Raw genomic sequence first — 19,478 nt, forward strand, 5'->3', positions numbered from 1 at the left:
GGGAGGCGTAATGGCTAGCGGTACGACCATGCGTGAGCGCGCGGACTGGTTATCGGCGCGACTACCGCGGCCGCTGGATCGCATGCGGTCGATCAAACTCAAACTCGCGATCGTGATGGTGTGCTCGGGCGCGGTGGCGTTCGCGTTCTTCGCGCTGCGCATCGGCTGGCTGCCACCCAAGACCACGGTGGCCTCCATGCTGCTGGCGCTGGTGCTGTCCCAGGTGCTCGCACACGGGATGACGCTGCCGCTGCGGCAGATGACCGCCGCCGCCAAACGCATGGCGCAGGGCGATTATTCGCGCCGGGTACGCGCCACCTCCCGGGACGAGGTGGGCCAGCTGGCCGAGGCGTTCAATCAGATGGCCGCCGATCTCGCGGCCGCCGATCAGCAGCGCCGCGATTTCATCGCCAATGTCTCGCACGAATTGCGCACACCCATCACGGCTTTGGGGGTGGTGCTGGAAAACCTGGTGGACGGTGTCGCCGAACCCGATCCGGCGACACTGCGCACCGCACTGGCCCAAACCGAACGCTTGAGCCTGCTGGTCACCGAATTGCTCGCGCTGTCCAGCGTGGAAGCGGGCGCGGTGGCCCTGGACCGCGAGACGCTACCGCTGGAACCGCTGCTGAAAGAGGTTGTCGCCGAAGCCGAAGTGATGGCGGCCGCGGTGGATCGCTCGGTGCGCTTCACCATCGCCGGCGCTCGCGGCCTGAGCGTGTACGCCGATCGCGCCCGCCTGCACCAGGTCCTGCTCAACCTGCTGGACAACGCCACCCGGCACGGCCCCGCCCACGGCGAGGTCCGTGTCAGCGCGCACGCGCTGCGCGAGGACACCGTTATCGAAGTCGAGGACGACGGTCCGGGCATCCCGCCCGCCGATCGCGCCCGCGCCTTCGAACGCTTCACCCGCGGCGGGCGCACCAACGGCGGCGGCACCGGCCTGGGCTTGGCCATCGCGCGCTGGATCGTCGACCTGCACGGCGGCACCATCGCCGTCGCCGCGCCCGGCTCCCGTATCCGCCTCACCCTGCCCAATCCCTGACCCGTCGCGGCGAGACACATCCGCCCGCGCTCAACCGATCCACCTGACAACCGATTTCACCAATTCCAATCGCCACCCACCCGGATCACCCACGGTGCCCCGGGCGGATACCGCACGCCCATCGGAGGCATACCTGATGTCCGACACACCCACCCCCGCCGATCCCACCCCGGATCCGGCCCGAACCCCACCGGCGGCCCCCGATTCCGGCCCCGCCGCCTCGGCGGAGTCGAATGCCGTTGCGCCCGTTGATCTTCCGGCCGTGACGCAGTCCGACCTTGATGGCGTTGTCCGACAGGTTGAGCAGGACCGGGTGCAAGACCTGGTAGTCGGCGCGGGTGATCCGGCGGCGCTGGTTCCGGCTGCCGTGCCCGCAGCGGGCGATCCGGCGGGTACGGAGGGTGGGTCCGATGCGGTGCCTTCGGGCGAGGCTGCCTCCGCCGCTGTCCCGGATGGCTCGAAAGCGCCCGCGCCAGGGGACACGGCCGCGTGGGGTCGGCCGATGCACGATGCGCGTCCGGGTGTCGTACCGACGGCTGATCCGGGGGCGTACCACCATGCGTCGGCGGCCGCGCCGGGGTGGCGGATGCCCATATCGGCCGAGGCGGGCGGTGCGTCGAACGGCGCGCTGTGGAGCATGCTGGAATCCGGGGCGCAGCCGTATCCGCGGCGGGTTCCCCCGATGCGGCGGCCACCCCGGTCCGAGGTGATCCCGATGCCGCGCGGGACGTTCACCGCCATCGCCGGGGCGGGAGTCGCGGCGGCGGTGTGTGTGCCGCTGGATCGGCCCGGGATCGGATGGCTGCTCGCGGTGCTCGCGTCCGGCGGTGCGGTGTACGCCATCGATCGGCGAGCGCGCCGGGATGCGCGGCAGCTGACGCCGGAGGCGGGCCCCGCCTCCGATGCCGCGGTTCCGGAGTCTCGAATCGCAGCGGATCCGTCCATGGACAGCGCGAATCCGGCTGTGTCACAAGATAATTCCGGCGATAACGCGAATGTCGGGGAGGAGCGGGAGAGCTCCGCAGCCGCGCATGGCGTCACGAATGAACGGGCGACCGGGGAGAGCTCCGCGGCCACGCATGCCGTCACGAATGAACGGGTGGCAGGGCAGAGTTCCGTCGCCTCGCAGACTGGTTCGCGGGGGCATGCCGGACCGTGGAGCCGGTTGCCGGTGATCGGGGGATGGTCGGCGGATCGAGTGCTGCGATCGACGCGGGTGTGGTGGCTGCTGCTGGCCGTCGCGCTGGTATCGGTCGGCACGTTCCGGGCGGCGAACTGGTTGTTCGTGCTGTGCCTGGTGGGTGCGGCGATGGTGAGCTCACTGGCGGTGGTGGGGCGGCGCTCGGCATACGGTTCGCTCTTCGATCTGCTGGCGGTGCCGTACGGGGCGCTGACCGCACTGCCGTGGCTGTATCGATGGGCGGGCCGACGGGAGACCTCGCAGCGGCCGGGCAGTCGCCGCGCGGGCTGGTCGGTGCTGGCCACCCTCGGACTGCTGGTGGTGTTCGTGCCATTGCTAGCGGGGGCGGACGCGGTGTTCGCGCGCCTGGTGTCGGGATTGATCCCGTCGCTGGATCCGGCCGATGTGTGGTCGTGGGGATTCCTGTTCGTCACGGCCGGACTGGGTGTGGCGGGTGCGCTGTACGTGCTGGCGGGACCACCGCCGGTCGCACAGGGCGATTCACGCGCGGGTGAGGTGTTCGACGATCTGCTCGCGGGCAGCAGTATCGATGGCGCACAAGGGGTTCGGCGATTCTCCAAGGCCGAATGGGGTCTGCCGCTCGGTGCGCTGACGGTGCTGTTCGTGGTGTTCCTGGGTACCCAGCTGGCGGTGCTGTTCGGCGGGGACGGCTATGTGCAGCGCACCGCCGATCTCACCTACGCCGAATACGCGCGCAATGGTTTCTGGCAGCTGTCGATCGTCAGCCTGCTCACCCTCGCGGTCATCGTGATCGTGCAGCGCTGTGCTCTCACCCGCACGCCGGGCGACCGGTTGTGGCTGCGCGTGGCGGTGGCGGCGGTGAGCGTGCTGACCATGGTGATCGTGGCCTCGGCCCTGCATCGCATGTGGACCTATCAGCAGGCGTACGGCTTCACCGTGCTGCGCGTGCTGGTGTCGGTGTTCGAACTGTGGATCGCGCTGATCTATGTGCTGGTGCTGGCGAGCCTGGTCCGCCTGTCCCGGGAATGGGTGCCGCGCGCGGCCATCGGCGCGGCCGCGCTCACGCTGCTGGGGCTGGCGGTGCTGAATCCGGAAGGCTTCATCGCCGACCGCAATATCGACCGGTGGGAAGCTTCGCATCGACTCGACAGCGGGTATCTGAGCGGCCTGTCCGCGGACGCGCTGCCCGCGGTGGATCGGCTGCCCGCCGCACAGCGCGACCGGATCGCCGATGCGATCCGCGCGGAAATCGAGCGCGATTCCTGGCGCGGCTGGAACCTGTCCCGCGCGCGAGCCCGCTGACCCGGTTCAGTGACCGCCGCGCTCGGCATGCAGCAGCGCGGCGGTCCGCCCGATCAGCTCATAGGGAATCGGCTTGTCCAGCAAGAACTTCAGCGTGCCCCGGCCGGTCTGATACGGCTCGATCGCCCGCGCGTAGGCGGCGTCCCCGACGGGCACCGGGTACACGCTGATGTGCTTCTTCCACCCGGCGAAGAACACCACGACCTTCGAGTCGACGCGCAGGGCCGGAATCTGATAGCTGATCACCTCGGTGCCGCCGGGTAGCGCCTGGTGAATGGCAGCCCGCACCCGTTCGAGCACCTCCCGCACGTCCGGTGGAAATCCCGCGATGTATTCGTCGACATTCGAAGCGACCACGCTCGCACCTCCGCCAGTGCACCCGGACACAGCTTCCGTCGTGTCCGACCGTACCGCGCGCCCCGCGAACCGTGATTGCGGTAGGCATGGATGTCGTGGGTGAACACAAAGACCGCATGCTGCGCGGCGAACTCTATCGCGACAACGATCCCGAACTCATCGCCGAACGCCGCCACTGTCAGGAACTGCTGGACAAGTTCAATGCCACGGCGGCGGGGCAGGACGAGCAGCGCTACACCCTGCTGACCGAGCTGCTGGGGGAGATAGGCGAAGGCTCCTGGATCATGCCGCGCTTCCAATGCGATTACGGGCATCTGATCCGCTTGGGCGCGAACAGCTTTCTGAACTACGACGCCATCATCCTGGACTGTGCCCCGGTCACCATCGGTGACGATGTCTCGATCGGCCCGCGCGCCCAACTGCTGACCGCCCTGCACCCGATGCGGGATCACGAACTGCGCCGCCAGCGCTGGGAGACCGCCGCCCCCATCACCATTGGCGACAATGTCTGGATGGGCGGGGGAGTCATCGTCTGCCCGGGCGTCACCGTCGGTGCGAACACGGTGGTGGGTGCGGGCAGTGTGGTAACCCGCGATCTGCCGGAAAAGGTGTTCGCGGCGGGCAATCCGGCCCGGGTCATTCGCGCGCTGTAGTCGCGTTCGGTGCAATGCACAAGTGGCGGGCCGTGTTTCGGAGCGCGTGGCCTAGTGACAACGCCACCACTCGGGAGCTACTGTCTGAGACAACGTGCTCGCGTGGTGGCGGGCCGCATCGGCAAAGGAGCCGACCATGGCGCATCCCCGGAATCTGTCGACCGCGCTGCCCGCGAGCGGTGCGCCCCTGCCGCCCAACGCGCGCTTCACCCTCGGCCCCGCCATCTACCCGCGCATCCGCATCGAACGCGGCATCGGAATCCGCCTGAGCGACGGCACAATTCTCTCCGCCGACATCACCCGCCCCGCCGACCGGCACGGCGAAGCCGTCACCACCGCACTGCCCGCGGTCATCACCCTGAGCCCCTACAACAAAACCCTGGTGACCCGAGCCAACCCGCTCATCAACGCCGTCTCCGCCCTCGGCCCGCTCATCTACCGCGCCGTCCCGCCCTCCCCGCACGGGCGCGCGGGCGGCCGGGAAATGCTGCGCGCCCTCGGCGGGGGAGCACTCGAAGCCGTGCGCGCCAACCGCACCCTCATCTCGCGCGGCTACGTCCACGTCGCGGTCGACGTCCGCGGCACCGGAACCTCCACCGGCCGACTGCAACTCATGTCCGACCGCGAACAACAGGACCACCTCGAAGTGCTCGACTGGGTACGCCGCCAACCCTGGTGCGACGGCGACCTCGCCATGACCGGCATCTCCTACCTCGCCATCACCGCCCTGCAAACCGCCGGACACCGACCCGAAGGCCTCAAAGCCGTCTTCGCCATCGTCGGCTCCGAAGACCCCACCCGCGACATCATGCTCACCGGCGGCACCCAATCCACCTTCAACCTCGCCTGGATCGCCGCCGTCAACGGCATGAAATGGCTGCCCTCGATACCCGGACTCGTCAAAACCGGTGCCACCGGCCGATTCCTGCGCGACCGGCTCGCCAGCCCCTTCACCCGCGGCACCGATATCGCCGGAGCCCTGCTCTCGGATCGGCACCACCAGCACTTCTACGACGCCGACGCCGACGGGCGGCGACCGAAACTGGAGAACTTCGCCGCCGCCACCTGGATCCACGCGGGCTGGCACGACGTCTTCGTCCGCTCCGCGCCCGCGCTCTACCAGCGCCTCCAATTACCGCCCGGCGCGGCCCAACTCGTCGTCGAGGACAGCTACCACGTCGGCCCCGGCACCGGATTCGGCTCCGCCGACCACCCGCAACGCCTCGACGAGCTGCAATGCGCGTTCTTCGACCGCTGGGTCAAAGGCATCGACAACGGCATCGACGAGTACGGACCCGTCACCGTCCGCCAACTCGGCGGCGGCTGGACCAGCCGCGGCACCTTCCCGCACCCGCACGCCACCGTGCACCGCCGCTACCTGTCCGCCACACCCAGCGGCACCGCCCCGCACGCCGCCGCCGACGGCTCCCTGCGCACCGAACCCGACCGGCTCCCCGGCCGAATCCCCTTGCCGCGCAAGCGCCCCGGCATCGCCTCCCAAACCAGCAGCTGGATCCTGATGGGCCTGCCCACCCTGCTCGGCGATCACTGGGCCGTCGACGACCGCGGCCACGAAGCCGCCGCCGTCACCTTCACCGGTGAGGCATTCGACACCGATCACGTGCTCTCCGGACCGCTGAACCTGCACCTGCGCGTCATGGCGAGCGGCACCGACGCCTTCTGGGCCGTCACCGTGTGTGATGTCGCCCCCGACGGCACCTCCGCCGTCATCGCCCGCGGTGCCCTGCGCTCCACCCGTCGCGCCATCGACGACACCGCCAGCGACTACCGCAACGGCGAACTCCTGCACCCCGCGCACCCCCTCACCGCCGACACCATCCTCCCGGTGAAACCCGGTGTGCCACATGACCTCGACATCGATATCACCCCCACCGAAGCCCTGCTGCGCACCGGCCACCGCCTGCGCATCGCGATAGCCCGCACCAGCTGGCCCCGCTACTTCCTCACCCCCGCGGTCACCCGGCATATCAAGAAGCAGACCATCGTTCTCGACCCCCGCCACCCCGGCCTGCTCACCTACCTGGCCGCCCCCGCCGAAACACTGCCTGCCGAAGATTCCGCATAACCGATTTCGGGCCGTGGAACCCGTTGCGCGAAATAGTATTTCGTGGCTGAAAACGACCCTCGGTAGCGTCGCGGCCATGGAACGCAGCTATCTCTCGGCCGAAGAACTCGCCACCGCGTTGCGCGGCGGCGAGGTGACCTCCCTCGAACTCACCGAAGAAGCCATCGCCCGAATCGAGCGCGACGACACAGCGATCAACGCCCTCTGCGTCCCCGACTTCGACCGCGCCCGCGCCGCCGCACAACGCGCCGACCAAGCCCGAGCGCGCGGCGAAGACGGCCCACTGCTGGGAATCCCGGTGACCGTCAAGGAGTCCTACAACATCGCCGGACTGCCCACCACCTGGGGCATGCCCGAGAATCGCGACTTCGTGCCCGCCGAAGACGCCGAACAGGTCGCGCGCATCACCGCCGCCGGCGCGGTCATCCTCGGAAAAACCAACGTGCCGTACATGCTCCAGGACATCCAGACCTTCAACGACATCTACGGCGTCACCAACAACCCTTGGGATCACGCCCGCACCTCGGGCGGCTCCTCCGGCGGTTCGGCCGCCGCCCTCGCCGCTGGATTCGGCGCACTGTCCCTCGGCTCCGATATCGCCGGATCCCTGCGCACCCCCGCGCACTTCTGCGGCGTCTACGCGCACAAACCCACCCTCGGCCTCGCCTCCACCCGGGGCATGGTGCCACCGCACGCACCCGCCCTGCCCAGCCCGCACGACCTCGCCGTCGTCGGACCCATGGCGCGCACCGCCCGCGACCTCACCCTGCTCCTGGACATCATGGCCGGACCCGACCCGCAAACCCTCGGCGTCGCATACCGATTGGCGCTGCCACCCGCACGCCACGACCGCCTCGCCGACTACCGGGTCCTGATCATCGAAGACCATCCGCTCATCCCGACCGGCTCAGCCGTGCGCACCGCCCTCAACGGCGTCGCCGAAACCCTCACCGGCAACGGAGCCCGTGTGGACCGGCACAGCCCACTCCTGCCCGACCTCACCGAAGCCGCGATCCTCTACGTCGAACTGCTCACCGCGTTCGCCGCCGCGGGATTCCCCCTCGAACGCTACGAACAGATCCGCGACCAAGCCGCCCAACTCGATCCGGCCCACCGGGGATACGACACCGCTTGGCTGCGCGGCCCCGCCTTCACCCACCGCGACTGGATCCGAGCCGACAACCTCCGCGAACAACACCGACGGCAATGGCGGCAACTCTTCACCGAATACGACATCGTGCTCTGCCCGGTCACCCCCACCCCCGCCTTCCCACACGACCACGAACACGGACTGGGGGAGCGCCACATCGACATCGACGGCACCACGCACCCGTTCCACAACCAACTCGCCTGGGCGGGCGTGGCCACCATGCCCGGCTTGCCCGCCACCGCCATACCGGCGGGCCGCTCACCCGAGGGCCTGCCCGTGGGCGTGCAACTCATCGGCCCCATGTACGAAGACCGCACACCATTGCGCCTGGCCGAACTCCTCGAGCAGGAAATCGGCGGCTTCCAGCCCCCACGGTAGGAACCGCCGAGACCCCTGCCGCGGAACCTCGCGCACCCCGGCGTCGGTCGGTCCACAACCATTACCTGACGGGTAATGGTTGTGCCGCCGCCCGATTCGTACGATCGAGACATGCGTACACAAACTGCCGGAGACCTGCTCCGGCACTGGCGGGTCACCCGGCGGCTCAGCCAACTCGAACTGGCGGGCCGGGCCGAAACCTCCACCCGGCACCTGAGCTTCATCGAAACCGGACGCGCCACCCCCAGCCGGCAGATGATCCTGCACCTGTCCGACGAACTCGAAATCCCACTGCGCGAACGCAATCGAATGCTGCTCGCCGCCGGATACGCACCCGTCTACCACGAACCCGAACTGGACGCACCTGCCATGGCACCCGTACGCGACGCCATCCGCCAAATCCTCACCGGCCACGAACCGCACCCCGCTCTCGCCGTCGACGCCGGCTGGAACATGGTCGACGCCAACGCCGGAATCGCTCTCTTCCTCGAAGGGGTCGACCCGCGCCTGCTCGCACCACCGGTCAACGCCCTGCGCCTGAGCCTGCACCCCGACGGCCTCGCACCCCGCATCACCAACCTCGCCGAATGGCGCGGACACCTCTTCGAACGACTACAGCGCCAGATCGACGTCAGCGGCGCACCCGAACTCATCGAGCTACTCGCCGAACTCCGCACCTACCCAGGCGGCGAAGAAGCCCCGGGCCTCCCCGAACCCGATCAGGCCGTCGTACCCATGCGCTTCCGCTACGACGGACACGACCTCGCCTTCATCAGCGTCACCACGGTCTTCGGCACCCCCATGAACGTCACCGTCGCCGAACTCGCCATCGAAGCCTTCTTCCCCGCGGATGCCGCCACCGCCGCCCTGCTGCGCGCCCGGATCGCCATCCCCGCCGACTAACCCTCGCTCCGGCCGCGCATCGGTGAGAATCGAATTCCATGGACGTGACCGCGCACCTGACCCACCTGACGGGTGCCCCGGTCGCGCACCTGGAACCCGTGGGCCGCAGCCATGATTGGATGCTGTACCGAGCCCACCTGGCAGACGAGCGCACGGTATTCGTCAAAGCCATGCGAGACGACCCAGCGCCACCGCATGCGGCAGCGGACACACCCGGGGCCGGCCAACCCGATGCAATGACATCGTCGCGTCATGGCCGAGGGTCTGGATTGCCGGCTCGCGAACGAGAAGCCGGATTATCGGCTCACGACCGAGAATTCGGCGGGAGCCCGCTCACCGCGGAGGCATCCGGTCTGCGCTGGCTCGCCGAAGGCGATGCGAATCTCGTGCCCGCGGTGCTGGCCTGTGACGATCGAATGCTCGTATTGCCCTGGCTGTCAGCCGAATCCGCCTCCGCGCCCGTCGCCGAGAAATTCGGCCACGACCTGGCCGAGTTGCACGCCGAGTCGCCGCCCGCTTACGGCGCACCCTGGCCCGGCTACATCGCCACGCTCCCACTGGACAACTCACCGAGCACGGGGGAGTGGGGGAGCTGGTACGCCGAGCACCGCCTCGCTCCGTATCTGCCTGCGGCCCAACGGTATCTGGGCCGAGCCGGAATCCGCTCGATCGAACAGGTCATGCGCCGCATCGGCGATCTCGCCGGTCCGCCGGAGCCGCCCAGCCGCATTCACGGCGACCTGTGGTCGGGCAATCTGCTCTGGACCGCCGATCGCGCCCTGCTCATCGATCCGGCGGCGCACGGCGGTCATCGCGAGACCGATCTGGCCATGCTCGCCCTCTTCGGTGCCCCCTACCTCGACCGCATCCTGGCGGCCTACCACGAACGCACACCCCTGGCTTCCGGCTGGCGCCAACGCATTCCACTGCATCAGCTGCATCCGCTCCTGGTGCACGTGGTGCTCTACGGCGACTCCTACCGGGGGATGGCCTTGGCGGCCGCGGCCGCTGCGCTGGCGAAATAGCGGCTGATAGCGCGGTCTTCAAGCCTCGAATCCTGGCCTCGCACAGTCACTTTGCTCATATAGTTCATACAAACATGGAAATATGCGCATCTACGCATGTGAATCCTCGGTGTGTCGGGGTCCGGTAGGAGCAAAGAACCATAAGGAAAAAGCTGCCTTCAAAAGGGGAGTTGCCGCCGCGCGGGGTGCGGTGGGTTGTCGGTTGGGTGGGATACGGTCGGGCGTGTGCAACTGCAGCGGATTCATCATGTCGCGGTGATCGCGTCGGATTATGAGCGGTCGAGGGCGTTCTATGTCGACGTGCTCGGGCTGAAGGTGGTGGGGGAGCACTATCGGGCCGAAAGGCGTTCGCACAAGCTGGATCTCGCGCTACCCGATGGGGGACAGCTGGAGTTGTTCACCTTCCCGGACGCACCGCCGCGGCCGTCGCGGCCGGAGGCTATCGGGCTGCGGCATCTGGCGTTCGTGGTGGCCGATGTGGGGGAGGCGCTGGCGGAGTTGGCGGCCAGGGGAGTGGTGGTCGAAGACGTGCGGGTGGACGAGTACACGGGGAAGCGTTTCGGGTTCTTCTTCGATCCGGATGATCTGCCGCTGGAGCTGTACGAGGCGTGACCGCGGCGTCGCCGGGAACAGTCTGGCGATTAGACAATGGAAATATGCGCATCTACGCACTGGTTCCCGTTTCTCGAAGATCAATGTGAACTCCCGGCCAACGGAATCTCACCTGTGCGCCAATCCCGTTGAACGGCAGCAGAGGATGCCGGGCGGTTGACCGGTTCGGGTCTCCCATACGATGGTCGCCATGACCAAAGTGCTCCTGAAGACCTCCGCCGGGGATATCACCCTGGAACTCGACGAGGCCAAGGCGCCGAAGACCGTCGCGAACTTCGTCGACTACGTCAAGGCGGGCCACTACACCGATACGATCTTCCACCGGGTGATCCCGGGCTTCATGGTGCAGGGCGGCGGCTTCACCGCCGATATGCAGCAGAAGCCCGCCCCGAACAAGGTGGAGAACGAGGCGAACAACGGTCTCAAGAACGACAAGTACACGATCGCCATGGCGCGCACCATGGATCCGCATTCGGCCAGCGCGCAGTTCTTCCTCAACTCCAAGAACAATGATTTCCTGAACTACCCGGGCCAGGATGGCTGGGGCTACACCGTTTTCGGCAAGATCGTGGACGGCAATGCCGTTGTCGATTCCATCGAGGGTGTGCGCACCGGCTCCAAGGCCGGTCATCAGGATGTGCCGGTCGAGGCCGTCACCATCCTGTCGGCCGAGCTGGTCTGACACTTTCCACCGTACGGAGAACGCCCCGGAATTCGAGAGTCGAATCCGGGGCGTCGTGCTGTCGTGGGTCGGGTGTCCAGGAGCGGGTCAGGCGTCGAGGACGCGGACTTCGCGCTGTACCACGGGCGGCTGTACCGACCAGGGGAAGTTGATCCAGCGGTCGGTGTGCTTCCAGACGTATTCGCACTCGACCTCCGAGCGCGGCTTCTGGTAGATGACCGCGCAGCGGACCTCGGCGACATGGTCCTGGCAGAAGTCGCGGACCAGTTTGAGGGTCGCGCCGGTATCGGCGACGTCGTCCGCGACAAGTACTTTGGCGCCGGTGAGGTCGACGACGCTGGGTACGGGCGGGAGCATGACGGGCAGGTCCAGGCGCTGGTCGACGCCGGTGTAGAACTCGACGTTCATCACGTGCAGGTTTTTGACGTCGAGGGCGTAGCCGAGGGAGCCGGCGACGAAGAGTCCGCCGCGGGCGATGGAGAGGATGAGGTCGGGTTCGAAGCCGTCGTCGGCGATTTCCTGGGCTAGTTCGCGGCCGGCGATGCCGAACAGTTCCCAGTCGAGTTCTTCCCGATCGCTCATCCCTGGCTCCCTCTGCCGTGTGGTGGTCGTTCAGGCGATCATACGAGCGTGCTCAGGGCTGGTGGGTGATGGTGTACCAGAGCAGCGCGAGGGTGCCGATCGCGAAGATCGGTACCACGACGAGGGTCTCGATCTTGTTGCCGGTGCGGTCGATGAGCGGTAGCCGGGTGCGGATCTTCAGCGGCCAGAGCAGGCGGCAGCCGCGATCGGTGAGGCAGTCGCCGACCAGGTGGGCGAAGGCGCCGAGACCGACGGAGAAGGGCAGCCAGGCGGGTTTATCGCTGATGAAGTGGTCGATGGCGAATGTGCCCGCGGCGGCGAGGATTACGACGGTGCCCCAGGCTTGGGGTTTGTCACCGGTGGGCGCGAGGTTGAGGGCGCGCACGGCCAGGGCGAGTAGGAAGAACACCAGGGAGAGGGTGAAATACCTGCCGAGCCAGTGTTCTCCGGCCCAGGTGCCGTAGGTGACGAGGGCGACGAACGCGAAGGAGTGCGTGCCGTGGCGGTGTCCGCCGGAGATCCACGAGATGCCTTTGCAGGCGTAATGCGAAACCGGGCCCAGTACATGGGAAATGGTGCCGGAGGGGTGGTCGGCATCGGGCAGCAGGGCCGCGCCCGCGGTGAGGAAGGTGCCCATCACCAGGTCGACGGCCCGGATGTTTCCGGATTGCATTGCGGGATAAGTCAATACGGTCAGGGGTAACGCCGCGGCGGCCGCTGACCAAGCGAGCGCACCACTGGTTGCGTGTGAATGTCCTAGCACCTGTAGAGATTAGTTCATGTTGTTGGTCTTGCGTTCATGTGTTGGGCGACAGGACAGTTCACGTGTGGGGTGGCAGGGCTTTGGGGTTGGTGCGGTGTACGGGTGCATTGCTGGTCATGGTGCTGAGATCGGCGGGGCCGTTCCAGCCGCAGGGTAGGCCGCAGGTGGCGACGATCTGTTCTTCGGTGCTGCCGTCGGAGAATTGCGCGGTGTAGGTGGAGGCGCGCGCGGGGTAGCCGCAGAGTGGGCATTTGCCGAAGTAGTTGAGGATTTCCCGTACCTCGGAGGCGATGACGGTACGGCGGGATTCGGTCATGCTGGCAACACCTTTCGTTGCCCGCCCAGGGTAGCGATTTTCGAATGTGCGTGCAGCGGAGATTGTTTGGCGGTGTGACGGGGGGTGCGGCGGGGGTGCGCGACCGGTGAAATATGGTCGGGTGGATTGCGCTTTCCGCTCAGAGAGGAACGGACATGTCGGTAGCGTCCGCGGTGAAGGATCAGATTCAGCAGATCGGCGGGGGGTTCATGTTCTCCCGGGAGGCGAAGGCCTTCGCCGCGGAGGTGGGTGTGCCGGGTTTCATGCCGACGTATACGCGGGGGCGCGGGGGTGTGCTGGGGGATGTGCCCGCGGATGTGGTGACCGCGGCGTTCGGCTTCTTTCCGGCGGATTCGATTCGGGCAGCGTGGGACTCGACGGCGGGGGTACCGGCCGCGAAGGCCGCGCAGGGGTATCTTCAGGCGGCTCAGGATTTCGGGCGGCGCAAGTTGGCGGCGTTCGAGGGCGCGGATCGGCTGGCGGAATTGTTGGACAGGGTGGTGTCCGCGGCGGATCCGGCGGGTGTGGTGTTGTTCGCCGGGTGGCGGGCGTTGCCGCAAGCGGAGGATGCGCCGGCGCGGATTCTGCATTTGATCGTCGCGCTGCGTGAGTTGCGCGGCGGTTTGCATTTGATGGCGGTGCGCGCGAGTGGTTTGGCGCCGCGTGATGCGGTGCTGGTCGCGGGTTCGCCGTTGAGTTCTGGTCCGGATCAGGCGCGTTTGTATGGCTGGCCGGAGCCGTTCGGTGAAATCACTCCAGAGTTGAAGGGGCGTTGGATGCAGGCGGAGGCTTTGACCGATGAGTTGATCGCTCCGGTGTGGGCGGTACTGGATGATGGGGAGGCGAGAGAGTTCGTGGCGTTGCTGACCGAGTGTCAGACGACCGTGTTCGGTCAGCGCTGATATGTCGCGGGTCGCGCATCTGCGAGCGTTGATCGAGCATCCGTCGACGGGTGCGGGGGAGCGGGCGGCGGCTCAGCGGATGCTGGATCGCATTCTGTCCAAGTCGAATTCGCATGCGGCGATGGATGGTCGTTCCTATGGTGCCCGGTATGAGCGGGTGGGCAGGCATGCGGATCTGGAGTCGATCGCGGAGATGATTCGCGATGATCTCGCTTTCGTGCGGGTGGTGTTCGATGATGCGCCGCATGTGGGTGGTCCGGGGCCGAATGAGCCCGCGCTGCACGATGTGATCAGGGATGCGCCGCGGGGGATCACCTATTCGGTGGTGAGTTCGCCTGCGGAGAACGCGATCGTGATCACGATCGAGGGTGTGCCCGGGGAGTGGGTGGGCTCGGAGGGTGTGAGTCCGGAGTTGAAGCGGTTGGCCGATGAGTTGGTGGCGTTGTTGAACAGCTACAACCATGACGGTGCGCGGATCGGTAAGCGGTTCTTCGCGCGGGTGCGTACCCCGCACGAGACGCTGGTCTGGTAGTTCGGCCGGGGTGCGGGTCGTGGCGGCCCGCACCGTCCGGTGGTGTTCAGCGTTGCAGGAATTCGAGGCTGGTGCGTTCGAAGGCCTGTTTGGCTTCGATCATGACCCAGTGTCCGCATTTGGGGTAGATGTGCAGTTCGCTGTCGGGGATGAGGCGTAGCGGCATCATGGCCATATCGGGTGGGCATTGCCGGTCGTCCTTGCCCCAGGCGAGCAGGGTGGGGCAGGTGACCTTGTGCAGCATGGCCCAGTAGGGCGGGGTGGGTGCGTTGGCGAGGAATTGTTGTTGTAGCGCAAAGGCTTCGGAGCCGTACATGGCTTTGAGGGCTTGATGTGAGTCGGGGTTGGCGGCGGTTTCCCAGCGTTCGTCGATGATGTCGGCGGTGACGGTCTTGGGGTCGTAGACCATGCAGTTGAGCCAGCGGGTGAGTGCGTCGCGGCTGGGGTTGTCGGCGAATTCCTGCAGGAGGCGGGTGCCTTCGCTGGGGTTGGCGCTGAAGACGCCGGTGCCGACACCGCCGATGGAGATGATCTTGTTGATGCGGGTGGGATGTTTGACCGCGACATTGACCGCGACGACTCCACCCATGGAGTTGCCGATCACCGCGGCGTTGTCGATTCCCAGTGCGTCCATGAAGCGGATGACCGAGTCGACCGCGGAGAGCACCGGGTGTGCGCCGGGGACCGGATCGCTGATGCCGAATCCGGGGAATTCCAGGACGTAGCAGTGGAAGTGTTCGGCGAAGACGGCGAGGTTTCCGCGATAATTGCGCCAGCCGGAGACGCCGATGCCGGATCCGTGGAGCAGCAGCAGGGGTGGGCCGTCGCCGGCTTCGTGGTAGCGCAGGGTGCCCTGGTCGGTGCTGATCTCGCGGCGGGTGTTCTCGTAGGTGATGTCCACCCCGCCAGAGTAGAACACGTTACAGTTGCTGGAATCCCTTGGGCGAGTGAGGAAATGTATGTCGCAGGGCAAGGTATTGCGGGTCGCGCAGCTCAATATGGGCTCACTGCTGGAACCGCACTGGGATAAACGACGGTTCGAGATCGCGGCCTGGCTCGAACGCCTGGACCCCGATGTGGTGTGCCTGCAAGAGGTGTGGGAGACCGAACCCGGCACCAATACCGCGGGCTGGCTCGCCGATAACGCCGCACCCGGACGCTGGCACTGGTGCTTCGGGGGATACCCGCTGCCCGAGGAAGCCTGGGCCGATCGCAGTCTGCTGTTCGGGTCGGCGGTGCTGAGTCGCTGGCCGATCGAGAACCATCGGGTGTTCGCGCTGCCGCTCGATGAGAACCCGGCGGATTCGCATCCTTCCTGGCGGATGCAGGCCGAGCTGTTGCACGCGCACACCGCCGGAATCGATGTCTTCAGTACGCATCTGGCCCCGCCGCCCGCGCAGGCGTATCACCGGGTGCGCCAGGTGCTGGCGATCGATGACGCGATCAAGGCCACCCGCGATCCCGCGACCCCGATGCCCGCGATCCTGTGCGGTGACTTCAACGCCAAACCGCAATCGGATGAGATGCGGTATCTGGGTGCCAATGCCGTCATCGAGGGCCGCAGCACCTATTACGTGGACGCCTGGTCGACGTTGCGGCCCACCGAGCCCGGGTACACCCTGGATCCGCTGACCAATCCGCAGGCGCGTTTCCTGAATGTGCCGCCGCAGCGCATCGACTACATCCTGGTGGGGGATCCGTTCCTGCGCCCGGGCGGTGCGGGTCGAATCCTGTACACCGACTTCGCCTTCCATGATTCGCTCACCGGGCCGATCGCGAGCGATCATTACGGTCTGATGGCCGATATCGCCTGGCCGCAGCGGCCGGAGTAGTTCACTCCTCAAGTCCGGCAATATGATTCGTCCGATTGTGCCGGTTTGACGGGTATGGCACAGTTCGAAACCGCCGTAGTAGGGCGGTGCAGGGGCCGCCGTAGCAGAGGGGTGCTTCTGTGTCGGAATATTCGGTGACCGGGGAATCCGGTGAGAAATACGAGATCGCGCTGGGCGCCATCGGAATCGACGGTGAGCTCTTCCGCTGCCGGGACCAGCAGGGCCGCGACCGCATCTACCGCAAATACGCCGAGCCGATCACCGATCCGGACAGTATCGGATTCGCCGAACAGGCCCTGCTGCTGGGCCGGGAGATCGTGCTCGCCGCCGAGGACGAACCCGGCTCGCGGGACTGGGCGGCGACCTCGATCAACTGGCCCATCGACCTGATCATGCGCGACCAGGCCCTGGCGGGGGTGATCCGGCCGCTGATACCGGACGAATTCCTGCGCGAGGACGGCACACCCCGCACCCTGGACCATTTGGTGGGGGAGCACCCGGCCGCCGCGTACTTCCGCGTCGGGGTGCTGATCCGGGTCTGCGATATCTTCCTGGTCCTCGAGGAACGCTATCTCGCACTACCCGGCATCGCCGAACCGCAACTGGCCTGGAGCCGTACCGAACCCCGCGCCCAGTTGATCGACTGCGACGGGTTGCGGCCCGCCCTCGGGGAGGAGGAGTTCGCGGGCAGGCTCGCACTGGCCAATATCATCCGCTGCGGATTGTTCCTGGCCCCCGGCATTCCCGAGGATCTCGACCTGCGCCTGCGCATGCTGTTCGATCGCGCCGATACCGCCGCGCCCGAACACAAGCCCACGCCGGAGGAGTGGCTGATCGCGTTGAAGGCGGCCTTCCTGACCTCCGACGGCGGGGCCTACCGCATGGAAATGCTCGATGTGGTGGATCGGCCCGCCCCGACCCTGAAACCCTTGCCGGTGGGCGCTTTTCCGCGGCCACAGCGCAGTCCGGGCGGCCGGATCGCGGGCATCCTGCTGGCGGTGGCCGGACTGCTCGCGGTCATCGGGTTGATCGCGGTCCGGTCGGGGGAGCCCGAAGCGACCGAGGCGGCCGCACCCGTCGCGGCACCCGTGGTGACGACCACCCCGGTGTTCGATCCGGCGTCCCTGGACGCCGCAGGCACCGATAAGACCCCGTTCACCGAGGACGGGCTGCTGCCCAAACGGTTCCGCGATGCCAAGAACGTGGAGTACACGCGCCGGGCCGGGGGAGTACGGGACTGTGTCACCAAGGGCATGTCCCAGAACGTGAAGCAGATCCTCACCAAGTACCAGTGCACCAAGCAGGTCGCGGGTTCGTACATCGATCAGTCGAATCGGATTCTGGTCTCGATCAACGTGTTCGCGTTCGGCACCGCCGCCGATGCGACCGCGCTGTACACCACCATGAAGGGTCAGCCGCAGGATTGGACCATCTGGTGCCCGAACGAGGGGCCGGGTTCGGCACTGTGCGACAGTGACGCCGGATCGGCGGTGCGCACCAATTGGGGTTCGCTCTCGCACCGCTACATTTTCAAATCCACCGCCCTGTACATCAACCTGGCCACCGATATCGCGGTCAAGCAGTGGCTGGACCCGGCGGCCGAGGCGGCGGTGAAACAGGCTGGGCCGGACAACTATTGGCGTCGGTGAGCTCCGGAGGGGAGCCACCCCATAATCCGTAACTTGACATAATGTCGATTATCGGTGGTTTTACGGCGGCGGGTGAGGGGCTTAATGATCTTGTGCGACAGCCGTTTTCGCGGCTGTCGTCACATCCGGGCAGAATTTCCGGCCCCGATCCGGCGGGTGTGCCGCCGGTTCGACTCGGGTGCCGTGGACGGCGTAAACCGCCGCCGTAATTAATTTTTCGGCCAACCCTGGATTCGCCGGAAAATTTCCGGATCGCCTCGAAATGGCGGATCGGGGCCGAATGGCTCCCGTCTTCGCCTAAGGTCCAAGGTGTCGGGTCCGGTATATCCCCGATCCGCTCCCCCCGTAACCCATTCCCGCGCAGTACATTTCGTCACAGTGACGAAATGAGGTGGGGTGGCTGGACCCTACGCGTGCGCCGTTTTACCGCCGTCGATGACCAATTGCGCCCCCGTGAGATACGGATGCTCATCCGAGGCCAGTGTCAACGCGAACGCGGCGATCTCGGCCGGTGTGCCGAGCCTGCCCAGGCCCGGGATATTGGATTTGGCCCACTGTTTCATGAACACCTGCCATGCGTCATCCGGTAGCGCCTCCATACCCGCTGCCCGCCGTACCAGCTCGGTATCGGTGGTACCGGGAATCAATGTATTGATACGAATATTGTCCGCCGCGTAATCCAAGGCGGCCGCCTGCACCAGGCCCGCCAGTCCGCGTTTGCTGGCGGTGTAGGCACCGCGGGCGGCATCGGTGGCGATGGCGTTGCTCGACGAGGTCACCACGATGGTGCCGCCGCCTGCCCGAATCAGATGCGGCACCTGATATTTGATGGCCAGGAAGGTACCGCGCAGATTGGTGTGCAGGACCTGATCGAACTCCTCGGCGGAGTATTCGTGCAGCTTCTTCTGAATGGTGACCCCGGCATTATTGAACGCCACATTCAACCCGCCGTACCGCCGAACCGTGGCGTCCACGAAATCACGCACCTGAGCTTCGTCGCGGACATCGGCGCGGAAATAGGTGGCTTCCCCACCGGCGGAACGGATCTCACGCTCCACCGCGCGCCCGCGATCCTCCCGGCGACCACAGAACGCCACGCGCGCGCCCTCGGTGGCGAACAGGTGCGCCGCGGCCGCGCCGATCCCGGAGGTCGCGCCGGTGATGAGCACGGTCTTATCGGTGAATCGCTGACGTGCGGCCGGGGTGTATTGCGGCGCATTCGAATTCGCTCCCAGCGCGATTCCACCGGCGAGGCCGGCCGCACCGCCCGCCAGCAGTCCGGAGGCCAGACCGCCGAGCATGCGGCGACGACTCGGGCCGGGGCGTGCGGCCGAGTCCGATGCCTGTGCGGATGCCGTTGTCGCGGAGGCGCTGTCGTCGTCCTGGCCGAAGGTGGGGTTCGTGTCGGGGCCGGTCTCACGTGTCATGGCATTGAGCTTGTCGAGCGCGGGGCGCGAGCGAATCCGTCCGCGAGCCCGTCCATCGGCCACGAGGATGAGTCCTCTCCTCCGATCGGAGGAATCGGGTTCGGCGCGATTCGCGCACAA

Annotated in this window: 19 protein-coding genes; 13 read left to right on the top strand and 6 right to left on the bottom strand. The window is 66.9% G+C overall.

The annotated features are described in order from the left end of the window. Window positions 1-10: 10 nt before the first annotated feature. Together ACFVUS_RS03805 and ACFVUS_RS03810 are read left to right on the top strand one after the other, a co-directional pair. Window positions 11-1,045, top strand: a complete 1,035-nt coding sequence (locus tag ACFVUS_RS03805; protein ID WP_387761625.1) for an ATP-binding protein — start codon at window positions 11-13, stop codon at window positions 1,043-1,045. A 136-nt stretch (window positions 1,046-1,181) separates the two neighbouring features. After that, window positions 1,182-3,509 (top strand): DUF4153 domain-containing protein, encoded by a 2,328-nt coding sequence (locus ACFVUS_RS03810; protein WP_387761626.1) that lies wholly within the window; start codon window positions 1,182-1,184, stop codon window positions 3,507-3,509. A gap of 6 nt (window positions 3,510-3,515) precedes the next feature. Here the strand turns inward: ACFVUS_RS03810 and ACFVUS_RS03815 are convergent, their stop codons facing one another. Then, entirely contained in the window at window positions 3,516-3,866 is a 351-nt protein-coding gene (locus tag ACFVUS_RS03815; RefSeq protein WP_387761627.1) for an iron chaperone, read from the bottom strand. An 86-nt stretch (window positions 3,867-3,952) separates the two neighbouring features. Between ACFVUS_RS03815 and ACFVUS_RS03820 the strand changes: the two genes are divergently transcribed. The 7 genes from ACFVUS_RS03820 to ACFVUS_RS03850 all read left to right on the top strand — a co-directional run bounded on the left by ACFVUS_RS03820 (window position 3,953) and on the right by ACFVUS_RS03850 (window position 11,355). Next, window positions 3,953-4,519 (top strand): sugar O-acetyltransferase, encoded by a 567-nt coding sequence (locus ACFVUS_RS03820; RefSeq protein ID WP_387761628.1) that lies wholly within the window; start codon window positions 3,953-3,955, stop codon window positions 4,517-4,519. 136 nt (window positions 4,520-4,655) lie between these two features. Further along, window positions 4,656-6,605, top strand: coding sequence for a CocE/NonD family hydrolase (locus ACFVUS_RS03825; RefSeq protein WP_387761629.1), 1,950 nt, complete (start codon window positions 4,656-4,658; stop codon window positions 6,603-6,605). A 76-nt stretch (window positions 6,606-6,681) separates the two neighbouring features. Next, window positions 6,682-8,133, top strand: a complete 1,452-nt coding sequence (locus tag ACFVUS_RS03830) for an amidase (RefSeq protein ID WP_387761630.1) — start codon at window positions 6,682-6,684, stop codon at window positions 8,131-8,133. 111 nt (window positions 8,134-8,244) lie between these two features. Next, on the top strand, window positions 8,245-9,036 hold the full coding sequence (locus ACFVUS_RS03835; protein WP_387761631.1) for a helix-turn-helix domain-containing protein: 792 nt from the start codon (window positions 8,245-8,247) through the stop codon (window positions 9,034-9,036). A gap of 269 nt (window positions 9,037-9,305) precedes the next feature. Continuing rightward, window positions 9,306-10,061, top strand: a complete 756-nt coding sequence (locus ACFVUS_RS03840) for a fructosamine kinase family protein (protein ID WP_387761632.1) — start codon at window positions 9,306-9,308, stop codon at window positions 10,059-10,061. A 225-nt stretch (window positions 10,062-10,286) separates the two neighbouring features. Beyond that, window positions 10,287-10,673 carry a VOC family protein gene (locus ACFVUS_RS03845; RefSeq protein WP_387761633.1) on the top strand — a complete coding sequence of 129 codons (387 nt, stop codon included), beginning with the start codon at window positions 10,287-10,289 and terminating at the stop codon, window positions 10,671-10,673. A 190-nt stretch (window positions 10,674-10,863) separates the two neighbouring features. Further along, entirely contained in the window at window positions 10,864-11,355 is a 492-nt protein-coding gene (locus tag ACFVUS_RS03850) for a peptidylprolyl isomerase (RefSeq protein WP_387761634.1), read from the top strand. 87 nt (window positions 11,356-11,442) lie between these two features. Here the strand turns inward: ACFVUS_RS03850 and ACFVUS_RS03855 are convergent, their stop codons facing one another. From ACFVUS_RS03855 to ACFVUS_RS03865, 3 genes are read right to left on the bottom strand one after another with little or no spacing between them, the layout of a single operon-like run. Continuing rightward, a complete protein-coding gene (locus tag ACFVUS_RS03855) occupies window positions 11,443-11,937 on the bottom strand; it encodes a phosphoribosyltransferase (protein ID WP_387761635.1) in 495 nt (164 codons plus the stop codon). Between the two features lie 52 nt (window positions 11,938-11,989). Further along, window positions 11,990-12,700 (bottom strand): metal-dependent hydrolase, encoded by a 711-nt coding sequence (locus ACFVUS_RS03860; RefSeq protein ID WP_387761636.1) that lies wholly within the window; start codon window positions 12,698-12,700, stop codon window positions 11,990-11,992. A gap of 58 nt (window positions 12,701-12,758) precedes the next feature. Then, on the bottom strand, window positions 12,759-13,016 hold the full coding sequence (locus ACFVUS_RS03865) for a hypothetical protein (RefSeq protein WP_387761637.1): 258 nt from the start codon (window positions 13,014-13,016) through the stop codon (window positions 12,759-12,761). A gap of 155 nt (window positions 13,017-13,171) precedes the next feature. Here ACFVUS_RS03865 and ACFVUS_RS03870 point away from each other — a divergent pair, with 155 nt between their 5' ends. Together ACFVUS_RS03870 and ACFVUS_RS03875 are read left to right on the top strand one after the other, a co-directional pair. Beyond that, entirely contained in the window at window positions 13,172-13,918 is a 747-nt protein-coding gene (locus ACFVUS_RS03870) for a hypothetical protein (RefSeq protein WP_387761638.1), read from the top strand. A gap of 1 nt (window position 13,919) precedes the next feature. Next, window positions 13,920-14,450, top strand: a complete 531-nt coding sequence (locus ACFVUS_RS03875) for a hypothetical protein (RefSeq protein WP_387761639.1) — start codon at window positions 13,920-13,922, stop codon at window positions 14,448-14,450. Between the two features lie 46 nt (window positions 14,451-14,496). Here ACFVUS_RS03875 and ACFVUS_RS03880 read toward each other — a convergent pair whose 3' ends face one another. Beyond that, complete coding sequence (locus ACFVUS_RS03880; protein ID WP_387761640.1) at window positions 14,497-15,351, bottom strand: alpha/beta fold hydrolase; 855 nt, start codon at window positions 15,349-15,351, stop codon at window positions 14,497-14,499. Window positions 15,352-15,409: 58 nt separating this feature from the next. Here ACFVUS_RS03880 and ACFVUS_RS03885 point away from each other — a divergent pair, with 58 nt between their 5' ends. Continuing rightward, complete coding sequence (locus ACFVUS_RS03885; protein WP_387761641.1) at window positions 15,410-16,282, top strand: endonuclease/exonuclease/phosphatase family protein; 873 nt, start codon at window positions 15,410-15,412, stop codon at window positions 16,280-16,282. Window positions 16,283-16,416: 134 nt separating this feature from the next. Then, a complete protein-coding gene (locus ACFVUS_RS03890; protein ID WP_387761642.1) occupies window positions 16,417-17,931 on the top strand; it encodes a hypothetical protein in 1,515 nt (504 codons plus the stop codon). Between the two features lie 407 nt (window positions 17,932-18,338). Here the strand turns inward: ACFVUS_RS03890 and ACFVUS_RS03895 are convergent, their stop codons facing one another. Beyond that, complete coding sequence (locus tag ACFVUS_RS03895; RefSeq protein ID WP_387761643.1) at window positions 18,339-19,421, bottom strand: SDR family NAD(P)-dependent oxidoreductase; 1,083 nt, start codon at window positions 19,419-19,421, stop codon at window positions 18,339-18,341. Between the last annotated feature and the right edge of the window lie 57 nt (window positions 19,422-19,478).

Origin of the sequence: Nocardia sp. NPDC058058, from assembly GCF_042885355.1 — a bacterium.
In the GTDB taxonomy this organism is placed as follows: domain Bacteria; phylum Actinomycetota; class Actinomycetes; order Mycobacteriales; family Mycobacteriaceae; genus Nocardia.